The organism is Collinsella aerofaciens, assembly GCF_040910245.1.
Lineage (GTDB): Bacteria > Actinomycetota > Coriobacteriia > Coriobacteriales > Coriobacteriaceae > Collinsella.
Window position 1 is genome coordinate 48,764 of the sequence record NZ_JBDGAY010000012.1, and the last position, 18,654, is coordinate 67,417.

Annotated in this window: 16 protein-coding genes; 5 read left to right on the forward strand and 11 right to left on the reverse strand. The window is 59.8% G+C overall.

The window, feature by feature from the left end; translation table 11 throughout:
* Positions 1-48: 48 nt before the first annotated feature.
* The 8 genes from AB5Z20_RS05825 to AB5Z20_RS05860 all read right to left on the reverse strand — a co-directional run bounded on the left by AB5Z20_RS05825 (position 49) and on the right by AB5Z20_RS05860 (position 9,349).
* The gene (locus AB5Z20_RS05825; RefSeq protein ID WP_161145097.1) at positions 49-249 is read right to left on the reverse strand and encodes a hypothetical protein; all 201 of its coding nucleotides are present in this window, start codon (positions 247-249) and stop codon (positions 49-51) included.
* Positions 250-451: 202 nt separating this feature from the next.
* Entirely contained in the window at positions 452-2,779 is a 2,328-nt protein-coding gene (gene feoB / locus AB5Z20_RS05830) for a ferrous iron transporter B (RefSeq protein WP_368156650.1), read from the reverse strand.
* A 123-nt stretch (positions 2,780-2,902) separates the two neighbouring features.
* Positions 2,903-3,124: a FeoA family protein gene (locus AB5Z20_RS05835; protein ID WP_006234774.1), complete on the reverse strand. Its 222-nt coding sequence runs from the start codon at positions 3,122-3,124 to the stop codon at positions 2,903-2,905.
* Positions 3,125-3,163: 39 nt separating this feature from the next.
* Positions 3,164-3,406, reverse strand: coding sequence for a FeoA family protein (locus AB5Z20_RS05840; protein ID WP_022094360.1), 243 nt, complete (start codon positions 3,404-3,406; stop codon positions 3,164-3,166).
* Positions 3,407-3,594: 188 nt separating this feature from the next.
* Positions 3,595-3,843, reverse strand: coding sequence for an HPr family phosphocarrier protein (locus AB5Z20_RS05845; RefSeq protein WP_195362300.1), 249 nt, complete (start codon positions 3,841-3,843; stop codon positions 3,595-3,597).
* Positions 3,844-4,264: 421 nt separating this feature from the next.
* Complete coding sequence (locus AB5Z20_RS05850) at positions 4,265-5,728, reverse strand: amino acid permease (protein ID WP_349099918.1); 1,464 nt, start codon at positions 5,726-5,728, stop codon at positions 4,265-4,267.
* Positions 5,729-5,881: 153 nt separating this feature from the next.
* Entirely contained in the window at positions 5,882-6,337 is a 456-nt protein-coding gene (locus AB5Z20_RS05855) for a hypothetical protein (RefSeq protein WP_346964881.1), read from the reverse strand.
* A gap of 3 nt (positions 6,338-6,340) precedes the next feature.
* Positions 6,341-9,349, reverse strand: coding sequence for a glycoside hydrolase family 2 TIM barrel-domain containing protein (locus AB5Z20_RS05860; protein WP_368156651.1), 3,009 nt, complete (start codon positions 9,347-9,349; stop codon positions 6,341-6,343).
* 376 nt (positions 9,350-9,725) lie between these two features.
* Between AB5Z20_RS05860 and AB5Z20_RS05865 the strand changes: the two genes are divergently transcribed.
* A complete protein-coding gene (locus tag AB5Z20_RS05865; RefSeq protein ID WP_368156652.1) occupies positions 9,726-10,742 on the forward strand; it encodes a LacI family DNA-binding transcriptional regulator in 1,017 nt (338 codons plus the stop codon).
* A gap of 305 nt (positions 10,743-11,047) precedes the next feature.
* Here the strand turns inward: AB5Z20_RS05865 and aspS are convergent, their stop codons facing one another.
* Positions 11,048-12,835 (reverse strand): aspartate--tRNA ligase, encoded by a 1,788-nt coding sequence (gene aspS, locus AB5Z20_RS05870; protein ID WP_368156653.1) that lies wholly within the window; start codon positions 12,833-12,835, stop codon positions 11,048-11,050.
* Between the two features lie 256 nt (positions 12,836-13,091).
* On the opposite strand from aspS, the gene serB reads away from it, so the two are divergent.
* The 4 genes from serB (at position 13,092) to AB5Z20_RS05890 (ending at position 16,094) form a co-directional block, all read left to right on the forward strand.
* Complete coding sequence (gene serB, locus AB5Z20_RS05875) at positions 13,092-13,727, forward strand: phosphoserine phosphatase SerB (protein WP_368156654.1); 636 nt, start codon at positions 13,092-13,094, stop codon at positions 13,725-13,727.
* Positions 13,728-13,841: 114 nt separating this feature from the next.
* On the forward strand, positions 13,842-14,624 hold the full coding sequence (gene larB, locus AB5Z20_RS05880) for a nickel pincer cofactor biosynthesis protein LarB (protein WP_368156655.1): 783 nt from the start codon (positions 13,842-13,844) through the stop codon (positions 14,622-14,624).
* A 10-nt stretch (positions 14,625-14,634) separates the two neighbouring features.
* Positions 14,635-15,552 carry a LarC family nickel insertion protein gene (locus tag AB5Z20_RS05885; protein ID WP_368156656.1) on the forward strand — a complete coding sequence of 306 codons (918 nt, stop codon included), beginning with the start codon at positions 14,635-14,637 and terminating at the stop codon, positions 15,550-15,552.
* Positions 15,553-15,554: 2 nt separating this feature from the next.
* Positions 15,555-16,094: a TetR/AcrR family transcriptional regulator gene (locus AB5Z20_RS05890; protein ID WP_368156657.1), complete on the forward strand. Its 540-nt coding sequence runs from the start codon at positions 15,555-15,557 to the stop codon at positions 16,092-16,094.
* 305 nt (positions 16,095-16,399) lie between these two features.
* Here AB5Z20_RS05890 and larD read toward each other — a convergent pair whose 3' ends face one another.
* Together larD and larA are read right to left on the reverse strand one after the other, a co-directional pair.
* Entirely contained in the window at positions 16,400-17,131 is a 732-nt protein-coding gene (gene larD, locus AB5Z20_RS05895) for a D/L-lactic acid transporter LarD (RefSeq protein WP_195234155.1), read from the reverse strand.
* Positions 17,132-17,180: 49 nt separating this feature from the next.
* Positions 17,181-18,458: a nickel-dependent lactate racemase gene (larA, locus tag AB5Z20_RS05900; RefSeq protein ID WP_035136844.1), complete on the reverse strand. Its 1,278-nt coding sequence runs from the start codon at positions 18,456-18,458 to the stop codon at positions 17,181-17,183.
* Between the last annotated feature and the right edge of the window lie 196 nt (positions 18,459-18,654).

Genomic DNA, 18,654 nt, shown 5'->3' on the forward strand with positions numbered 1-18,654 from the left:
AAAGCGCCCCGCGAACGGATGCTCGCGAGGCGCTTAGATGTCTGGGCCTTACTTGATACCGCGGCCCAAGTCTTCGGCGATTTTGTCGACGCCTTTCAGCGCGGCACAGGTCTTTTTGTTGGAGCAATGCCCCGTGCAAACACCACCCTGAGCGCAGTCAGCGCAGGTGCCCTTGCGGTAGACGCGCACGCATACCGCGACAAACGCAACGCCGATAACAGCCAGTACAACAATATCGATAGGTGCCATAGCAAGCCTCCTCTAGTTAACCATCACTTACTTTACCCCATTCTCCACCTACCAAAAAGGGACAGGTTTATTTTGGTCGGTTTTATCTGCGGAAACGCCACATCTTAACTTCTGGGGCAAAGTAATCTGTCTCCCATGCACAAAAAGCCCGGGGTCGCTGGGACACCCGGGCTCGTGAAAAGGGGCTAATCCTTATTCGGAATTAAGCGGAAAGTGCGGCGGAAGCAGTGTTGGTCTCATCCTCGTCGGTCCATGCATGCTTGGGCATGGGACGGAAGATCTGGAAGAGCATCGCAACTAGCAGCACGATGGCCACAATCGTCCAGATACCAAACTGTCCAAGAACAAGCAGGTTGTAGAACTGGTTGATGAACAGGCCGATCACCCAAGCGAAGGCGCACTCGTAGCCGAGGGCAATCGCGGTCCACTTGCCGGAATCCATCTGGTTGCGGATGGTACCCATGGCGGCAAAGCACGGAGCGCACAGCAGGTTGAACGCGCCAAAGGCAACGCAAGCGCCCATAGTCGGGAACATGCCGGCAAACGCGGTCCACAGGCTCGGGTCGGTCTCTGCGGCGTCAGCCACGGACAGCAGCGAGCCGGCGGTGGCGACAACGTTCTCCTTGGCGACAAGACCAGAGACGGACAGTGCTGTTGCCTGCCAGGTGCTAAAGCCGAGCGGGGCGAAGATCCAGGCGATCAGGTTGCCGAGCATGGCAAGCACGGAGTAGTCCATGAACTCCTCGGGGATGCCGTCCATCGCAGGCAGGAAGCCAAAGGAACCGTTGTAGCTACCAAAGTTGGACAGGAACCAAACCACGACAGTGGAGGCAAAGATGACCGTGCCGGCCTTCTTGATAAAGGCCCAGCAGCGCTCCCACACGTGCAGCGCCCAAGAGCGGATCGCCGGGAAGTGGTAGGCAGGAAGCTCCATAACAAACGGCGTCGGGCGGCCGGCGAAGAGCTTGGTCTTCTTGAGCATGAGGCCCGAGGCGATGACGGCAAAGACGCCCAGGAAGTAGAAGAGCGGGCTGATCCACGCGGCGGTGGTAGAAGAATCGCCGATGATGGAACCCATGAGCAGGGCGATGATCGGCAGCTTGGCGCCACAGGGAATAAACGTGGTGGTCATGACCGTCATACGGCGGTCCTTCTCGTTCTCGATGGTCTTGGTGGCCATGACGCCGGGGACGCCGCAGCCCGAGGACACGAGCATGGGGATAAAGGACTTACCGGACAGGCCAAAGCGGCGGAACACGCGGTCCATGATGAAGGCGACGCGGGCCATATAGCCGCAGTCCTCCAGGAAAGACAGCATCACAAAGAGCAGGAACATCTGCGGGACGAAGCCGAAGATGGCGCCCAGGCCGCCGACGATGCCGTCGCAGACCAGCGAATCGACCAGGCCACCGTCCTCGGTGCCACCCGCCACAAGGGCGTCGTGCACCACGGTGGTGATACCCGGGACATAGGGGCCGTACTGCGCCGGGTCAACCGAGTCGGCGTTGTCGCCCGCGGCCTCGACGGCTGCATCGTAGGCGTCGCGACCCTGGCCGAGCACGTACCAACCGTCGGTACCGAAGAGCTGGTCGTTGGTGAAGTCGGTCACCGTGCCGCCCAAGGTAGAAACGGCGATGTAGTACACGCAGAACATGATGACCACAAAGATCGGCAGGCCCAGGATACGGTTGGTAACCACGCGGTCGATCTTCTCGGAGGTGCTCATCTTTGCCGGAGCCTTGGTCATGCACTCATCGATGATGTGGGCAATAACGCCGTAGCGCTCGCCGGTGATGATGGACTCGGCATCGTCGTCGCAGTCCTGCTCGCACTGGGCGACCAGCTCCTCCACGCGAGCGGCCTTCTCCTTGGTGAGGTTGATGAGTTTGCAGGCGTCTGCATCACGCTCGAACAGCTTGACGGCGTAGTAGCGACGCTTGTTGGCGGGAACGCTCGCCGGAAGGTTGTTCTCGATGTGGTCCAGAACGTCCTCGATGGAGGAATCGAACTTGTGCTCCGGCACCTGACCCTTAGAAGCAGCGGACTTTTTGACCTGCTCGAAGAGCTCCTTGATGCCCTTGTTCTTAAGAGCCGAGATCATCATGACCGGACAACCAAGCTTCTTGGAGAGCTTGTCGGTGTCGATCTTGTCGCCATTCTTCTCGACCAGATCGGCCATGTTGAGGGCAACGACCACAGGCAGGCCGGTCTCGATGACCTGAAGCGCCAGGTATAGATTGCGCTCCAGGTTGGTGGCATCGACCACCTGAACGACGACATCGGGCTCGCCGCTCATGAGATAATCGCGCGAGCATTGCTCCTCGGGGCTGTAGGGGGAAAGCGAGTAGATGCCGGGGAGGTCCGTGATGGTAACGTTCTTGTCGCTTAGGAGCTTGGCCTCCTTTTTCTCAACCGTGACGCCGGGCCAGTTGCCAACGTAGCCGTTGGCGCCGGTGATCAGGTTGAAAAGCGTGGTCTTGCCGCAGTTGGGGTTACCCGCCAGCGCGACATGGATCTGAGAATCCGCCATTCAATCCTTCTTCCTTGTGTGCCTGCGCTGCTTTCTCCGCACAGGCTGGATAATGTGCTTCAAAGTTGCTGCATTAAGTTAGAAATACCTAACTTTATCTGCAGAAATATACGCCGCGAGCCCTTACTGGACCTCGACGACAGCCGCCTCCTCCTTGCGGATGGAAAGCTCGTAGCCGCGCACGTTGATCTCGACCGGATCACCGAGCGGTGCAACCTTCACGACCTTGAACGAAGTGCCCTTGATGAGCCCCAGGTCCATAAGGTGGCGGCGAAGCGCACCCTCACCGTGAAGCTTGACGATGGTAGAGCTCTCGCCCACCTTAACGTCACCCAACGTCTTCATCCTCTTGTCCCCCTTTCGGTTTTTATGAAATGCTGCGGACTAACCGACGGTCATGATGTGCATGGCAACCTTGGAATCGATGCCAAAGCGTGCGCCCAGCACCGTGACGATGATATTGGCGCCACTCGAGCTCACCACGTGGATTTCGTTGCCCTCGACAAAGCCGAGGTCTTTGAGGTGGTGTTTCATGTCCTCATTGCCCTTTACACGCGACACGCGCACGGTTTCGCCCGCTTTTACCATCGAAAGCGGCATGGCCGGCATCTGCGGTCCGCAAGACATGAGTGGCTCCTAACGTCAGTTCGTCCTCAACATCGACGCGTTAAAAGTTAGCCACGTCTATGTTCGCTATAGTAAACTAGCACGTGGTTAACTTTTTGGAAAGGGTCCTGTTCAGTTTTTCGAAAAAGTTTCCTATACGAAACAAAAGGGCGCGGCAAAGGACCATCCTTTACCACGCCCTATCATGCCTAGAGCGAGAGATTTCTGATCGATGTGACGCAGGAGGCCTCATCCACGCCCGAAACACGAAAGACGACGTTTTCGCCGCACTCACCATAGAGGGCCATGAGCCCCATGACATCGCGGCCATCCGTGTGGCGGTCGCCGATACTGACTGACACGTCACTACGGTGCTTGGCAATGATGTCATAGAGCAGCGCAACCGGGCGGGCATGTAATCCCAACGGATCTTTAATCGTCTTTGTAAACTCGACCATGTCCCCTCCCGCGGCATCGCACATTCGGCCGGCAAACCCAGCCACGTGGTAGTTATTGTAGCGTTAGATGCTTGTCGAGAGCCCCTCTGGATACCCCGTGGTCAAAAAGTGGCAAATATGAGTACTGTCACCAATTTAGTAGCAGCAAAATCGAGAGCAAATTGCCTACTTTGAGCGATTCGAAGAGGTTGAAAGCCGTCAAACGCCCTTTAAAGGGGGTTAGATAAATTGATTTTGAGTCCATTTTTGCTCAAAACCGGCCGATAGATATGGCACTTATTTTGCAACAGTACTCATATTTGGCATTTTTGTCCACAGGGCCCAAAATCCATGCTCCAAAACACAAAAGGAGGGGCCTCGTAAGGCCCCTCCTTAGGAAGGGGAATCGATTTATTCCACAGCCGTAGATTAATCCCAGCTTCTACTCCATCATGTCAAGGACAGACGGACGCAGCTCGCTCTCGGCAGCCTCGGGATCGGTCTCGCGCAGGCGGTTGATGTAGCGGTTGTACCACATCACGGCAAGGCCCAGGAAGACAACCACACCGCCAACGTTGTAGACCAGCGTCAGCCACAGCGGCTGATCGAGCGGAATGGTGCCGCAGATAAGCACGAAGCAGAAGACCACAAGCAGGAATGCAGCAATGACCAGGCCAAAGGTGCGCGAACCCATGCGAAAGCCACGGGGAGCAGCGTCGAAGTTCTTGCGTAACATAAAGTAGGCAAGCAGGATCAGCAGCGGCGGGAGCAGAGCGGTGGCAGCCGTCATGTTGGTGACGATCATGAGCAGGTCGTCGAGATTACCGGAGCCCAGGGCCGGGATGATCAGGATGGGGACGACGATAGCGAACTGCAGCCAAGCGGCGCGGGCGGGAATGCCATGCTCGTTAAGCTCGACGATCTTGCTACCAAAGACGCCCTTGGGGATCTCGGTGAAGAACACCTTGATGGGAGCGGAGGTCCACATCATGAGGGAGCCCAGCGTGGCAGCGAGAAGGATCAGGCCGATGACGCGCGTGGACACTTCCATGGGAATGCCAAAGTGGGCAAAGACAGCGCCGAATACGTCGAAGATGCCGGTGGAGATGGCAACGCTGCCCTCGGGGATGAACAGGTTAACCAGCAGCGAAGCGCCTGCATACAGAAGGCCGATGGTCAGGCCGGCGATAACGACAGTGCGCACGAAGGCCTTGACGCCGCCCTTGAGGTCGTTGAGGAACACGCCGACAGACTCAGCGCCGCCAACGCCCTGGATGATCCAGGCAAGCGTACCGAAGAAGCCCCACGCAGTTGCGAAGTTGCTCATGTCGGGAGCCATGTTAGCGGGAGTAGGAGCCGTAGCGAACTCAACGCCGCCAAAGGCAGCAGCCAGGGACAGCAGGATGAACACGGCGGTCAGGCCGAGAGCCGCGGTCGAACCGAAGGAGGAAATGGAGCCGATCCACTTAGCGCCCTTGGTCGAAACCCACGTGGCGATAGCAAAGACGACGATCTCGATAATGGTGATCCACAGCTGCGAAAGCTCGGCGTTGGCACCAAAGAACACGTAGCTCGCGTAGATGATGACGTTGGGCAGGACGGACGCAAAGAAGAACAGGTTAACGAACCAGTAGCTAAATGCCGTCAGGAACGCCCAGCGACCACCCATCGAGGTCTTAACCCATGCGTACACGCCAGACTCGGAGTCCTTGTTGAGGCCGACGAACTCGGCGGTAACCAGGGTATAGGGGACAAAGTACAAAAGCGTGGCGAAGAAGAACGACGGCGCGGCTGCCAAGCCGATAGCCGCGTTGTTGTTGATGATGTTCTTGATACCGAACACGGCGGCGACCGTCATGCCCAGCAGAGCGAACGAACCAATCGTTCCTCGTTTTTCAGAGCTCATAAGCCCTCCCAATCATCTATTAAATGTCATCTAAACCCGTCCGAGCTGCAAGTGCAAACACGGACGGTGCACCTGCTAAGGGGAATGGGGAAAAGGGAGTCAACAAAGCCATCCCCCTTAACGGCGCGAAGCAAACGTCCAGGCGGACGAATACTACTTGTTGGGGAAGGAATATCCTTCAACCGTCACGTGCAGCACCACGACGCGGGGATCCGAAGCCTCGGCGATAACACGGTAAGCCTCGTCAATTTCGATGACGGCAACGCCGCCGGCGGGAATCGTCACGGTCTCCCCCGTGCCCTCAAAGCGTTCGCGATCGTCGATATCGCTGTAGGCGCGCGTGCAGGTAAGATCGGCCTTGGAAGCCACCTCGACGGTCAGATCGCCATCGAGCGGGGCGAGCACGGCATGGTAGCGACGGTGACCGACCAAATCGGCAGTAGCCGCCTCGTGGGCGTTCACCCACCAATACACCAGCGAGTCGCCGATAGAGTACGCCACATCGTGCTGCAGGTCGGCAACACCATCGAGCGCCTGGCCGGTGCGCATCCACTTCTTGACGGACTTCATCTGAGCGTCGAAATCGGCGCGCGAGTTAAAGACATGCATGGCTTATGCCTCCTTAATGGGTGCCAGCGCCTGAGCCAGATCGGCAGACGTCAGCGGTCGCAGGGACACCTCAAAGCTGAAGCTCTCAAAACGGGTGCGATAGGAATCGAGCACCTCGGAACCCCAAGAGTTCGAGCCAAGGCCGAGCAGCTGGTCGTTGATGTTGACCGTAACCGTGTCGCCTGGGACGAGATCGTAGACATGCTTGGCGTTATCGATGGCCTCGCAGCTATAGGGCCATGCCGAGAACGAGAACGGGTTGGAAGCGGCGTCGGTCGGACGAGTCACCAACACGCCGTCACCGTGGCTGGAGCGCAGGGCGACCCAACGGGTGCCCTCGCGGTTAGCGCAATCCTGGGGCATGACATACGGCGTGAACATGTCGTCGACCGTAGTGCGGTAATGGCCGACCGGGTTGGCGCGCAGCGAGTCCGGATAGTTCTCGCCCGGGCCGTGGCCATACCACTCGACGGCACGATCGCAACCGGGGACCTCGAAGGAGATGCCGATGCGCGGGATAATGTCCGAATAGTCGCCGTAAGGCTCGCCGGAAACCTTGAGGTCGACGCGACCGCTCGGAAGCACGGTGTAGACAAGCTCGACGCGCATGCCGAACGCACGGACGGGAGGAGCAATGCGCTGGCTCACGGTAACGACGACCGCATTGCCGTCCTGCTTCCAAGAAACCTTGCGGGTGGACGTCTGCATTACATCGATGAAGTTGTCCTTCCACAGGGAGTCGTACTCCTGGGCGTGGTTGTCGACGAGCGGATGCCAAAAACCAACCTGGGGACCGGAGGCCATGACGTCGCGGCCGGATGCCTTCCACTCGCTCACGGTGCCGCTTACCTTGCTGAAGGTCAGCTCGCCGTTGAGGGAGTGAATGCGAATCTCCTGCTCGGTCTCCTCGACCGTAAGCTCAGGACGAGTGGGGGGCGCGATGGCCGGCGCCGGATGGTTTGCGATGGAAAACTGGCTTGCGCCCAGCTGGAACATCGGCTCGCACCAGGCGTGAGCCGCCATGGTGTAGGCGTGCACGGTCAGCAGGGTCTCGCCTACCGCGGCCTCGTGAATCACCAGCGGAAGCTGGACGGACTCACCGGGGGCAACCGCACCGGGCATGAGCGTCTTGCGGCAGACCACGTCGCCGTCCACCAGGGTCTCCGCCGACAGGCAAACATCCTCGAGGGTGGTAAACCAGCGCTTGTTGGTGACAGTCAGCTCGCCCGCCTCGGCGTCATAAGCCATGCGAACCGGGCAGATGACCTGGCCGTACTCGGTAAGGCCCGGGCTCGGCTGCTGCCAGGGGAACACCATGCCATCGATGCAGAAGTTGCTGTTGTTGGGGTAATCGCCGTTGTCGCCACCATACATATCGTAGGCAACGCCGTCCTCGGTCACAGCAGCCAGACCGTGGTCGCACCATTCCCAGATAAACTGGCCTTGGATGCAATCCCAGCGATCGAAGACCTCCTGATACTCGGACAGGCCTCCGGGGCCGTTGCCCATGGAGTGACCGTACTCGCAGTTGATGCGCGGCTTGGGGAATGGATGCTCACCAAAGTCGTTCATCTGCGACACGCGGGAGTACATGGTGGAGATAACGTCGACGGTATCGGCGTTGCGATCCTCCTCGTAATGGACCGGACGACCATCGAGCTCGTGAGCCTTGGCGTACATCGCGCGGATGTTGCAGCCATAGCCGCTCTCGTTGCCCATCGACCACATAATGATGCAGGCGTGATTGCGCTCCTGCATCACCAGGCGCTCAATGCGGTCGACGTAGGCCGGCTCCCATGCCGGGTCGTCGGTGACCAGGGCGATATTGCCGATATTCTCGAAGCCGTGGCTCTCCATATCGGTCTCGGCGACCAGCATGATGCCATACTCGTCGCACAGCTCGTAAAAGCGCGGGTCGTTGGCGTAGTGGGACGTGCGCACCGCGTTGATGTTGTGCTGCTTCATGAGCTCCAGGTCGCGGCGCATGCGATCGAGGCCCACGGCGCGGCCCTTGTGATCGTCGTGATCGTGGCGGTTGACGCCATGCATCTTAAAGTAAGTGCCGTTGAGGTAGATATGATTGCCCTCGACCGTCACCTCGGCAAGACCCTGGCGATGCGGAACGTACTCGCTGACCTCGTCACCGTCGTAGACCTCAAACGTAAGGTCATAGAGGAAGGGGTCCTCGGGGTTCCAGAAGTGGGCATCGGTCACGTTGCATTCGGCATGGCCGTCGACGCAGTCACCCGTAGCCACCACGTTCTCGCCATCGCTGAGCGTAAACACGACGCGGGAAGCGCCCTCGGCCACCGTATCGAGCGTAATCAGAGCGGCATCGCCCTCGCGGTGCGTGCGGAACCTAAAGTCGACCAGGTGTGCGGCGGGACGCTGCATAAGGTACACATCGCGGAAGATGCCCGATGCCCACCACATGTCTTGGTCCTCGATATAGCTACCATCGCTGTACTGCAGAACCTTGACCGCAAACAGGTTGTCGCCCTCGACAAGCGCGTCGGTCACGTCGAACTCGGCAGACAGGCGCGAGCCCTTGGTCATGCCGATAAACTTGCCGTTGACGTACAGCTCGCCATAGCTCTCGATGCCGTCAAAGCGAATGATCTCGCGAGCGCCGGCAGGCACGGCGGGAAGATTGACGATGCGCTGGTACACGCCCGTGGGGTCGTCGGAGGGAACGAACGGCTGATCCACCGGGAACGGGAAACCCTCGTCGGTGTAGGCAAGGTTGCCATAACCATCCACCTGCCACAGGTGCGGAACCTCCACGTGATCCCACTCGGGCTCGTACGTGGAAAGATCCTCGTTAGAGACGGCAGCAGGCCCCTCAAAGAGGCGGAACTGCCACGAGCCGGACAGCTGGACAAACCCGCGCGACAGCTCGCGGCTGTACGTAGCGGCGAGATCGGCGGTCTCGTAACCCATGAAGTACGCATGGGGTGCCAGGCGGTTCCTGTGGGTGAGCGCTTGGTTTTCCCAATCGTTAATGGCGTCCATGGTGATGCTCCTTCGTCATCGTAGTGATTCTTGTGCAACCGGTTGTCCTTATCTTACGGGCGATGCAAAAAACTGTGCAACCGGTTGTCCGCTGAACGGTCGATTTGGTCGGGTTAACGGTGCAACCGGTTGTACAACCGCGACACTTATGTCACCCTGAGTATCGAAACTCAGCGCAAGACATCGTTCTCAAGCTCGTAGGCAACCGCCACGCCCGCTGATATCTCACCCATACGAGACGTATTCGATTGCGGCTTGGTTGCAAAACGACACCGGTCACCGGATATCATGAACGCTGTTCAGGCGCACTATAGTAAGCTGTATCCGCACCAGCCCGTATCAGCGACAACATCGACCGCATTCTCCAGGAGACGCCATGACCCAACCAGTTCGCACCGCACCTACGCTTGCCGAGGTTGCCGCAGCTGCCGGCGTGTCGCGCTCCACGGCATCGCGCGCTCTCAACGATTCGCCCCGCATTAGCGAGGAAACCAAAAGGCGCGTCCGCGCGGCGGCCAAGGAAGTCAATTTTGTCCCCAACGCTCGTGGCCGAGCGCTCGCTGTCGGGCGCACGGAAATCATCGCCGTGCTCGTGACCGAGCCCCTAAGTGAACTCTTCAGCGACCCCACCTATAGCGAGTTTTTGAGCGGCATTACCGAGGAGCTGTCGGAGTCGTCCTACCTGCCCGTTATCTTGCAGGCGTCTTCTACGCATGAGCGCAACCGCGCACGCGAGCACTTTGAGCGCCGCTCGTTCGACGCCGTGATCGACGTCTCCCCCTACAAGGGCAGCGAGCTGCTCGAGGTGCTGCGCGAGCTGCGCGTACCTACCGTGTTGTGCGGCCAGCTCGAGGGCCACCCCTATCGCGATGTGTTCTCGACGGTCTACTCTGACGACGAAGAGGGCGGACGCTTTGCAGCGCTCGCTATGAAGGAGCGAGGGCGCAAAGATATCGTCGCCGTGTTGGGACCGCAAGACAACCCCGCCGTTGTCGACCGCCTGCGCGGCTACCGCGCCGTCTTGGGCGAAGACCTCCCAGACGCAAACGTTATCTATACCGGCTGGAACAACGGAGACGGCTATCAGGCCATGCACCAGATCCTCGCGCGCGAGATTGCTTTCGATGGCGTGCTCTGCGGATCGGACCGTATCGCGGCTGGCGTCATCACCGCACTCAACGAGGCAGGCCTATCCGTTCCGGCGGACATTTCTGTCGTCGGCTTCGACGATCACGAGATTGCGACGCGCTGCGTCCCCGCGCTCACGACCGTCCGCCAGCCCCTGCGCGAAGAAGGCCACATGGCCGCCAACATTGCGCTCGACATGATCAAGGGTGCCGAGCCCACCACCTCCGTGATGCACATGCAGCTGATCCAGAGAGACTCGCTATAAGAAATTGGGGCAGGCTTTCCGCCAGACAGTTGCTGCGGAAAGCCCGGCCCGTTTTGAGCGCTCATTCTGGGGCACAGTTTCCGTTAGACAGCTCAACCGGAAACTGTGCCCCATTATTTTGCCGAATTCTGGGCCGCGCTTTCCCAGAGGACCCCCTTTGGGAAAGCCTGCCCCGTTCTGGACGCAGATTCCGGGACGCACTTTCCGCGACGCCCGGTCATCCCATGCCCTCACAATCTCGGCGTATAAAAAACGAGGGAAGGCACACGTCCTTCCCTCGTTGCAAGCAATATGTAGCCGCTCGCCTACATCAGGCGCAGGCTGACGTCCTTGAGCTGGGCGCCGCTAACGGCACTCGGGGCGCCCGACATGAGGTCGGAGCCGCTAGCCGTCTTGGGGAACGCCATGACGTCGCGGATGGAGTCGGAACCGGTGAGCAGCATGCACACGCGGTCCAGGCCCAGAGCAAAACCGCCCATCGGGGGCGCACCAAACTTGAGCGCCTCCATGAGGAAGCCAAACTGAGACTCGGCGCGCTCCTCGGTAAAGCCCAGGAGCTTGAGCATGGACATCTGCATCTCGGCGTTGTGGATACGCATACCGCCACCGCCGGCCTCAAAGCCGTCCATGACAAAGTCGTAGGTGCACGAACCGGCCGCCAGAGGATCGGCCTCGATCTTGGCGATGTCGGTCTCGGTCGGCAGGGTAAAGGGCTGATGCTCGGCAGCATAGGCCTTGCGGTCCTCGTCCCAGTGGAACAGCGGGAAGTTGACGACCCACAGGAAATCGTGACCCTCGCGCTTGATCTCGAGCGCGTTGGCCATGTGGGAGCGCATGCCGCCCAGGATCTCGTCGGAGAGCAGGCGCGGGCCGGCGGCGAACATCACAAGGTCGCCGGGCTCGACGTCCATGCGCTCGCGCAGAGCGGCCATCTCCTCGTCCGAGAAGAACTTGACGATGGGGCTGTTGATGGAGCCGTCCTCGCGGAAGGCGATCCATGCCAGGCCCTTGGCGCCAAACGTGGAAGCCACGCCGGCGAGCTTATCGATCTTGGCACGTGCCCAGGCACCGGCGCCCTTGGCGTTGATGGCCTTGACGACAGAGCCCTCTTCGTTTGCAGCGGTCGCAAAGACCTTGAACTTGGAGTTGGCAAAGATGTCGGTCAGGTCGACCAGGTGCATGCCATAGCGGGTATCGGGCTTGTCGGAGCCATAGGTATCCATGGCTTCCCAGTAGTCCATGCGACGCAGCGGCGTGGGCATCTCGACACCCATGCGACCGAAGGCGTCGGACAGGACTTCTTCGAGCGCGCTCATGACATCGTTCTGGTCCACGAAGGACATCTCGATATCGACCTGGGTGAACTCGGGCTGACGGTCGGCACGCAGGTCCTCGTCGCGGAAGCACTTGGCAACCTGGTAGTAGCGCTCAACGCCACCGACCATGAGCAGCTGCTTCAGAAGCTGCGGGGACTGCGGCAGGGCGTAGAAGTTGCCCGGCTGGATGCGGCTGGGGACGATGAAGTCACGGGCGCCCTCGGGCGTAGACTTGAACAGGGAGGGCGTCTCGACCTCCATGAACTCACGGTTGTGCAGCGCCTCGCGAATGGCAAAGGTAAAGTCGGAGCGCAGCTTGAGGTTGGCCATCATCTCGGGACGGCGGAGGTCCAGATAGCGATAGCGCAGACGGGTGTCCTCGCTGGTCTCGATGCCGTCCTCGATCTGGAACGGCGGGGTGACGGAAGTGTTGAGCACCTCGGCGTGGTCGGTCAGGACCTCGATCTCGCCGGTCGCGAGCTTGGTGTTGGTGGTCTCCTCGCCACGGGAGCGCACGACGCCGTGGATCTTGATGGGCCACTCGGGACGCATGGTCTCGGCGATCTTAAAGGCGTCGCCGTCGGAGTGCTCGGGGTCGAAGGTGAGCTGCGTGATGCCCTCGCGGTCGCGAAGATCGCAGAAGATAAGGCCGCCGTGGTCGCGGCGACGGCTCACCCAACCGGTGAGGGTGACCTCTTCGCCCACGTTCTCGCGGCGAAGCTCGCCGCAGGTACGGGTGTGCATGGAATGCTCGTCGATGGGACGGGTCTGGCTCATACCAGTGATCCTCCTTTATGGATCTGTGCCGCCCCGTGTCGTTCCGGGCGGCGTCGTACAGATTTGCCCAGCCTGCGTAAACCGCGCAGCCAGACATGGCGTTCTATCTTATCGCACCTGCGTCGATGTGCCGCGGAAAAGTAGCTCCTGCCCAAAGACTTGACGGAGACGAAACAATTGACGCACCGCGGCACCCGCCCGCGCTATTCACGTGCGACAATATGCCCCAATAAAACAGCACTTGGAAAGGCCCGTCATGACTGCACGCCTCATTGTTATGGATATCGACTCCACGCTCATCAACCAGGAGGTCATCGACCTGTTGGGCGAGGAGGCCGGCGTGGGCGAGCAAGTTGCGCAAATCACCGAGCGCGCTATGCGCGGCGAGCTGGACTTTAAGCAGGCGCTCGAGGAGCGCGTGGGGCTGCTTGCCGGCTTGGACGAGAGTGTGTTCGAGCGCACCTTTGAGCGCGTGACGTTTACCCCCGGCGCGCTGGAGCTTGTGCGCTCGGCGCACAGCAAAGGCTGGAAGGTCGGCGTGGTAAGCGGCGGCTTCCACGAGGTCGCCGACAAGATCGTGGCCGCCGCGGGCATCGATTTTTGCCTGGCCAACCGTCTGGAAGTCGTGGACGGCAAGCTCGCCGGCAAGCTGGCGGCAGACATTGTGACCAAGGAGTCCAAGCTCATCCAGCTGCTGGATTGGGCGGTTGAGTGCGGTGTCGACATGGCCCACACCGTCGCGATCGGTGACGGCGCCAACGACATCCCCATGATTCAGGCCGCGGGCACGGGCATCGCGTTTTGCGCCAAGCCCAAGACGCGCGAAGCCGCCCCGTTTGCCATCGATGAGCGCAACCTGATGCTCGCCATGGACATCATCCTGCGCGACTAGTCGATCCTTCTAACAAGAGAATCAGTCTGTCCTATAGTTTCCGAACAATTTTGTCTTAGTGTTCGGAAACATACCCTTTGAGTGCTAGACTTTGCGCCGTCGAAGGGAACATATATGGATAAGCGAGATCTTGAGCAATTGCTGAGCGATGTTGCCGACGGAGTAGTCACCCCGGCAGTCGCCCTCACGCGCCTCCAGACGGCGCCAACCGCCGATCTGGGTTTTGCGCAGCTCGATCTTTCGCGCGGGGTGCGCCAGGGAGCCGGCGAGGTTGTCTACGGCGCCGGTAAAACCGCCGAGCAAATTGCCGCCATTATCGAAGCGCTGCGCGATGCCGGTCAGGAGCGCATCCTGGTCACGCGCCTGGACAGCAAAAAAGCAGCCCGTACCTCGGAGCTTCTCGGCAACGACATCGACCTGGGATATGTCCCAGACGCACAGCTCGCCCTCGTGGGCGGCAAGCCCTCCCCTACCGGCAACGGACGCATCGTTGTCGCCTGCGCCGGTACGAGCGACCTGCCCGTCGCCGAGGAAGCCGCGTTGACGGCCGAATTCTATGGCAACGAGGTCGACCGCCTCTACGACGTAGGTGTCGCAGGCCTGCACCGCCTGCTCGCGCATGCCGAGGAACTTGCCCAGGCGCAGGTGGTCATCGCCATCGCCGGCATGGAGGGCGCCCTGGCGAGCGTTATCGGCGGTCTGGTGAGCTGTCCGGTCATCGCCGCTCCCACCAGCGTGGGCTACGGCGCAAATTTTGGAGGCGTAGCCGCGCTGCTCGCCATGCTCAACTCCTGCGCCAGCGGCGTATCGGTCGTCAATATCGATAACGGCTTTGGTGCCGCCTACCAGGCAAGTCTTATCAATCATCTGAGCGCCGGCACATCCTGCGCCCGTTAAGGAGCATTCCATGTCCAACCATCAGCACACGCTTATCATCGACGGCACTTCGGGCATCAGCGGCGATATGACCGTCGCGGCCCTGCTCGACCTGGGCGCCAGCGAGGAGCACCTGCGCGAACAGCTCGCCACGCTGCCGGTCGACGGCTTTTCGATCGCTGTAACGCGCGTAAACAAGCATGGCATCGACGCCTGCGACTTTGACGTTCAGCTGGCAGAGGAGCTCGAGAACCACGACCACGACATGGCCTGGCTCTACGGCAACGAAGCAGCTGCCGAGCACACGCACGAGCATGAGCACCACCATCATGATCATGGCGAACACGAACACGAGCACTGCCACGAGCATGACCATGAGGGCCACGCCCATGAGCACGAGGATCATCACCACACCCACCACCATCATCACCGCTCGCTAGCCGACGTCACCGCCATCATCGATGGCTCGCAGCTATGCGATGGCGCCAAGCGTCGTGCCCTCGCCATTTTTTCCGCACTCGCCGCTGCCGAGGCAAAGGCTCACGGCAAAACGCCCGACACCGTCCTGTTTCATGAAGTGGGCGCCGTCGACTCCATCGTCGACGTCTGCTCTGTCGCCATCTGCCTCAATGACCTGGGTATTGAGGACATCGTGGTCGAGTCGCTCTCCGAGGGTCACGGCACCATCCACTGTGCCCACGGCCTCATGCCCATTCCCGTCCCCGCTGTTGTCAACCTGTGCCAGGCAGGCAATATCGCCCTCACGCCTGCACCTGTCGCCGGCGAGCTCGTGACGCCCACGGGCGCCGCCATCGTCACCGCGCTGCGCACGTCCGACCAACTGCCCCCACGCTACCGCATCGAAGCCGTCGGCTACGGCGCCGGCAAACGCCCCTACGAGGGTTGCTCCGGCACGCTCCGCTGTCTGCTCGTTCACGCGGACGCATAGCCATGGATGCCCGCAAGGAAAAAAGCCGCGCCGCCATCGTCGCAGCATTCTCCGAGCTCCTGCGCGAGGAAGACTACAGCAAGATCACCGTCGGCGACATCATTGCTCGCGCCCACGTAGGTCGCGCGACGTTCTACGGCCTCTTCAAGAGCAAAGATGACCTGCTCGCCAAGCTCGTGAGCGACATCTGCACCCACGCTCTCGACGACGATGGCACACCACTCGACGACCCACTCGTGCAGGTCGAGCATATCCTCAACAACCTCTGGGAGCGCCGCCAGGGCGTCCGAGCCCTCGTAGCCGGCGCCGGCTCACGCATCTTCGCCGACAGCCTCCGCAAGACCATCATGGCCCGAGCAGCCGAAACCGTCCCTACCGACCCAAACGGCCCCGCCGGCACCATGGACCGCACCTTCTTACTACACCACATAGCCTCAAGCTTCGTAGGAATGGTCCAATGGTGGGCCTGGCACAACTTCGAAGCCCCAAAAGAGGACGTAGCCAAAGACTACCTATCAGCCATAAAACCCCTCTTCAACTAAGCAAGGAGCTCATCCCAAAGCATCGCCCCAACCCAGGCCGCCACGCATCCCAAAGTGTCACTTACGCTTCAACGCCCCCAACAGCAACAAGCCCCTCCCATCCAAATTCAGATATATATGTTGGGTTGCTTGTTCGAACACAGCCAAGAATGCCCAGGGCTCGGTAGGGGTTAACTTTCCAACGCACTCCGCAGGACGCAAAAAGGCTCGCCGCACATAGTGCGCAGCGAGCCTTTTTGCATGTCCGAGGACGCGTTGGAAAGTTAACCCCTACCGAGCCCGGACCTTATAGAGCCGTCCTTTGACTAGAACATGCCCAAGAAACCATGCACAAACAGCGCGGCCAGAGCGGCACCGACAAACGGGGCGATGCCAGGAACGAGCAGGCCGTACTTCCAGTTGTTGTCAGCCTTGTTCTTGATCGGCAGCACCTGATAGGCCATGCGAGGACCAAGGTCACGGGCCTGGTTCATGGCGAAGCCGGTGATGCCGCCCATGCCCATGCCAACGGCCCAAACGATCAGGCCGACGCAGATGGCGAGCATCAGGACATTCTCGCCAGCACGGTTAGCAGCAGCAAGGATGGCGCTGATGAACACAAAGGTGCAGATAGCCTCGCAGAAGAAATTACGGGCATAGTTGGTGCCCTCGGTGGTGGGGTTGGTCGAGAAGATGTTGCGCTGGGCAATGGGGTCGACGACACCATCGGAAGCCTTGAACTCATCGGCATACATCAACCACGCGATCACGGCACCCGCAAAGCCGCCGAGCATATCGGCAATCATGAAGGGAATGCAGCTGCTCCACGGCACCAGGCCTACGATGCACTGGGCAAGCACCATGGCGGGGTTCATGCACACGGCGCCGCCAAAGATAAACAGAGCGACCGAGATGCCAAAAGACCAGGTGGTGATGGCAAACATGTGGCCGGAGCCCTGATACTTGGTGCCCTTGAGCACCGTATCGCAGTGCACGCCCACGCCAAAGATGATCATGAGGGCAGTTGCGCCGAATTCGCAGAGGAGTTTGGTAAGCATAAAACCTTATCTTTCTTGTCGGTTATAAACGATTCGTTTAGGCCGCATACTAGTGCTGAGCGACGACAACGCCCAGGCCATCGGGAATGACGGCCACCTTGGCATCGGCACCCTTCATCTCAAAGGCGAGCTTGAGCGCCTCCTCGATAGTGTTGACCGGCGTCATGTGCATATCCTTGAGCATCTGGTGATCGCACAGGTCGGTGACCATGATCACGGGGTGATGCGCCAGGATGCGGGCAAAAATCTGGCTCGTCCACTGGTCGGGCAGGGTCTCGTCCTTAGGACGGTCGATGCAGGCGCGCTCAAACTCTGCCGGATCGTTGTCGGCGATGTTGTGATAGAAGCCCTCGCCACCGTGACCGTCGGCGCAACCGGCAACGTCGATGATCACACCGCCCTCGGGAAGCGTGGCCTCGGCAGAGCACATGCCCTTCACGGCCTGGTAGATGTTCTGGTCGAGCGGGTAGCCGCCGTTGGTGGTGATGGCGATCTCGCATTCGACGGGCTCAACGCCGGCAAGGCTCTTCACGAACTCGCAGCCGGCCTCGTGCGCCTTGTGGATATCGCCGGCAAAGGAGCCGATGACCTCGTGCTTGCCGTTGAGCACCACGTTCAGCACAAAGGCAAGGTGAGCCATCTCGGCAGCGGCAAACATGTCCTCGCTCACGTGGTTGTGGCACAGGTTGCCGGCACGCGAGTGGGAATCGTTCACAAACTGACCGTTGTGGTTGTACATGATGGTCTTGTAGCTGGCAATGCCGGGCAGGACGGACTTGCGGCTACCGGAGAAACCAGCAAAGAAGTGCGGCTCAATAAAGCCCTCGGCAAGCAGCAGATCGCAATCGGCAGCAATCTTGTTGATGATGCACTCGCCACCAGAAGGCAGGGTGCCGATCTTTTTCATCATGCTGTCGTCAGTCGCGACATGCATAACGATTTCCTCGTTGGCAACGATCTCCTCGCCATACTTGTTGACGAGCTCCTCGTGCGTCGACGGACGATGCATACCCGTAGCAACCAGAATGCGCACGCGAGCCTCGGGCGCAGCGGAATGGATGTGATGTAGCAGAATAGGCATCGTCACACGCGAGGGGACGGGACGCGTATGATCGGAGCTAATGATAACAATATCCTTCTTGCCAGCACAAAGCTCCTCGAGCGAAGGCGAGCCATAAGGGTTGGCAAGCGACTCCTCTACCAGCTCTTCCTGCGATTTCGTAGTCTTAAACTCGTTTTGGTGACCTTCCATCACACCCGCGAAGTTCTTATCCTCGAGCTCCAGATGCAACGTCTTGTGGTCAAACGGCAGTTCACATTCAAACAATGACGAGCGCCCTCTTCCTTTCAACTGACACACTAGATAAACCGTTGGAAGGATACGCCGCTCACCGAAAAACACCACCGTCCACCGATTCATTAACACAACGTTCATATTTGACCCACAATCAGAACCACCCTTAAAAAGGGTGGTTTGCTCTTAGGGTATAACCCACGGGCCCCGGGCTCGCGTCTAAAGGCGC

Coding starts and splice junctions, on each gene's coding strand:
- AB5Z20_RS05865 (WP_368156652.1), top strand. CDS start 9,726: ATGACCCAACCAGTTCGCACCGCACCTACGCTTGCCGAGGTTGCCGCA.
- larB (WP_368156655.1), top strand. CDS start 13,842: ATGGATAAGCGAGATCTTGAGCAATTGCTGAGCGATGTTGCCGACGGA.
- larD (WP_195234155.1), bottom strand. CDS start 17,131: ATGCTTACCAAACTCCTCTGCGAATTCGGCGCAACTGCCCTCATGATC.
- serB (WP_368156654.1), top strand. CDS start 13,092: ATGACTGCACGCCTCATTGTTATGGATATCGACTCCACGCTCATCAAC.
- AB5Z20_RS05850 (WP_349099918.1), bottom strand. CDS start 5,728: ATGAGCTCTGAAAAACGAGGAACGATTGGTTCGTTCGCTCTGCTGGGC.
- feoB (WP_368156650.1), bottom strand. CDS start 2,779: ATGGCGGATTCTCAGATCCATGTCGCGCTGGCGGGTAACCCCAACTGC.
- aspS (WP_368156653.1), bottom strand. CDS start 12,835: ATGAGCCAGACCCGTCCCATCGACGAGCATTCCATGCACACCCGTACC.
- AB5Z20_RS05885 (WP_368156656.1), top strand. CDS start 14,635: ATGTCCAACCATCAGCACACGCTTATCATCGACGGCACTTCGGGCATC.
- AB5Z20_RS05840 (WP_022094360.1), bottom strand. CDS start 3,406: ATGTCTTGCGGACCGCAGATGCCGGCCATGCCGCTTTCGATGGTAAAA.
- AB5Z20_RS05845 (WP_195362300.1), bottom strand. CDS start 3,843: ATGGTCGAGTTTACAAAGACGATTAAAGATCCGTTGGGATTACATGCC.
- AB5Z20_RS05890 (WP_368156657.1), top strand. CDS start 15,555: ATGGATGCCCGCAAGGAAAAAAGCCGCGCCGCCATCGTCGCAGCATTC.
- AB5Z20_RS05835 (WP_006234774.1), bottom strand. CDS start 3,124: ATGAAGACGTTGGGTGACGTTAAGGTGGGCGAGAGCTCTACCATCGTC.
- AB5Z20_RS05855 (WP_346964881.1), bottom strand. CDS start 6,337: ATGCATGTCTTTAACTCGCGCGCCGATTTCGACGCTCAGATGAAGTCC.
- AB5Z20_RS05825 (WP_161145097.1), bottom strand. CDS start 249: ATGGCACCTATCGATATTGTTGTACTGGCTGTTATCGGCGTTGCGTTT.
- AB5Z20_RS05860 (WP_368156651.1), bottom strand. CDS start 9,349: ATGGACGCCATTAACGATTGGGAAAACCAAGCGCTCACCCACAGGAAC.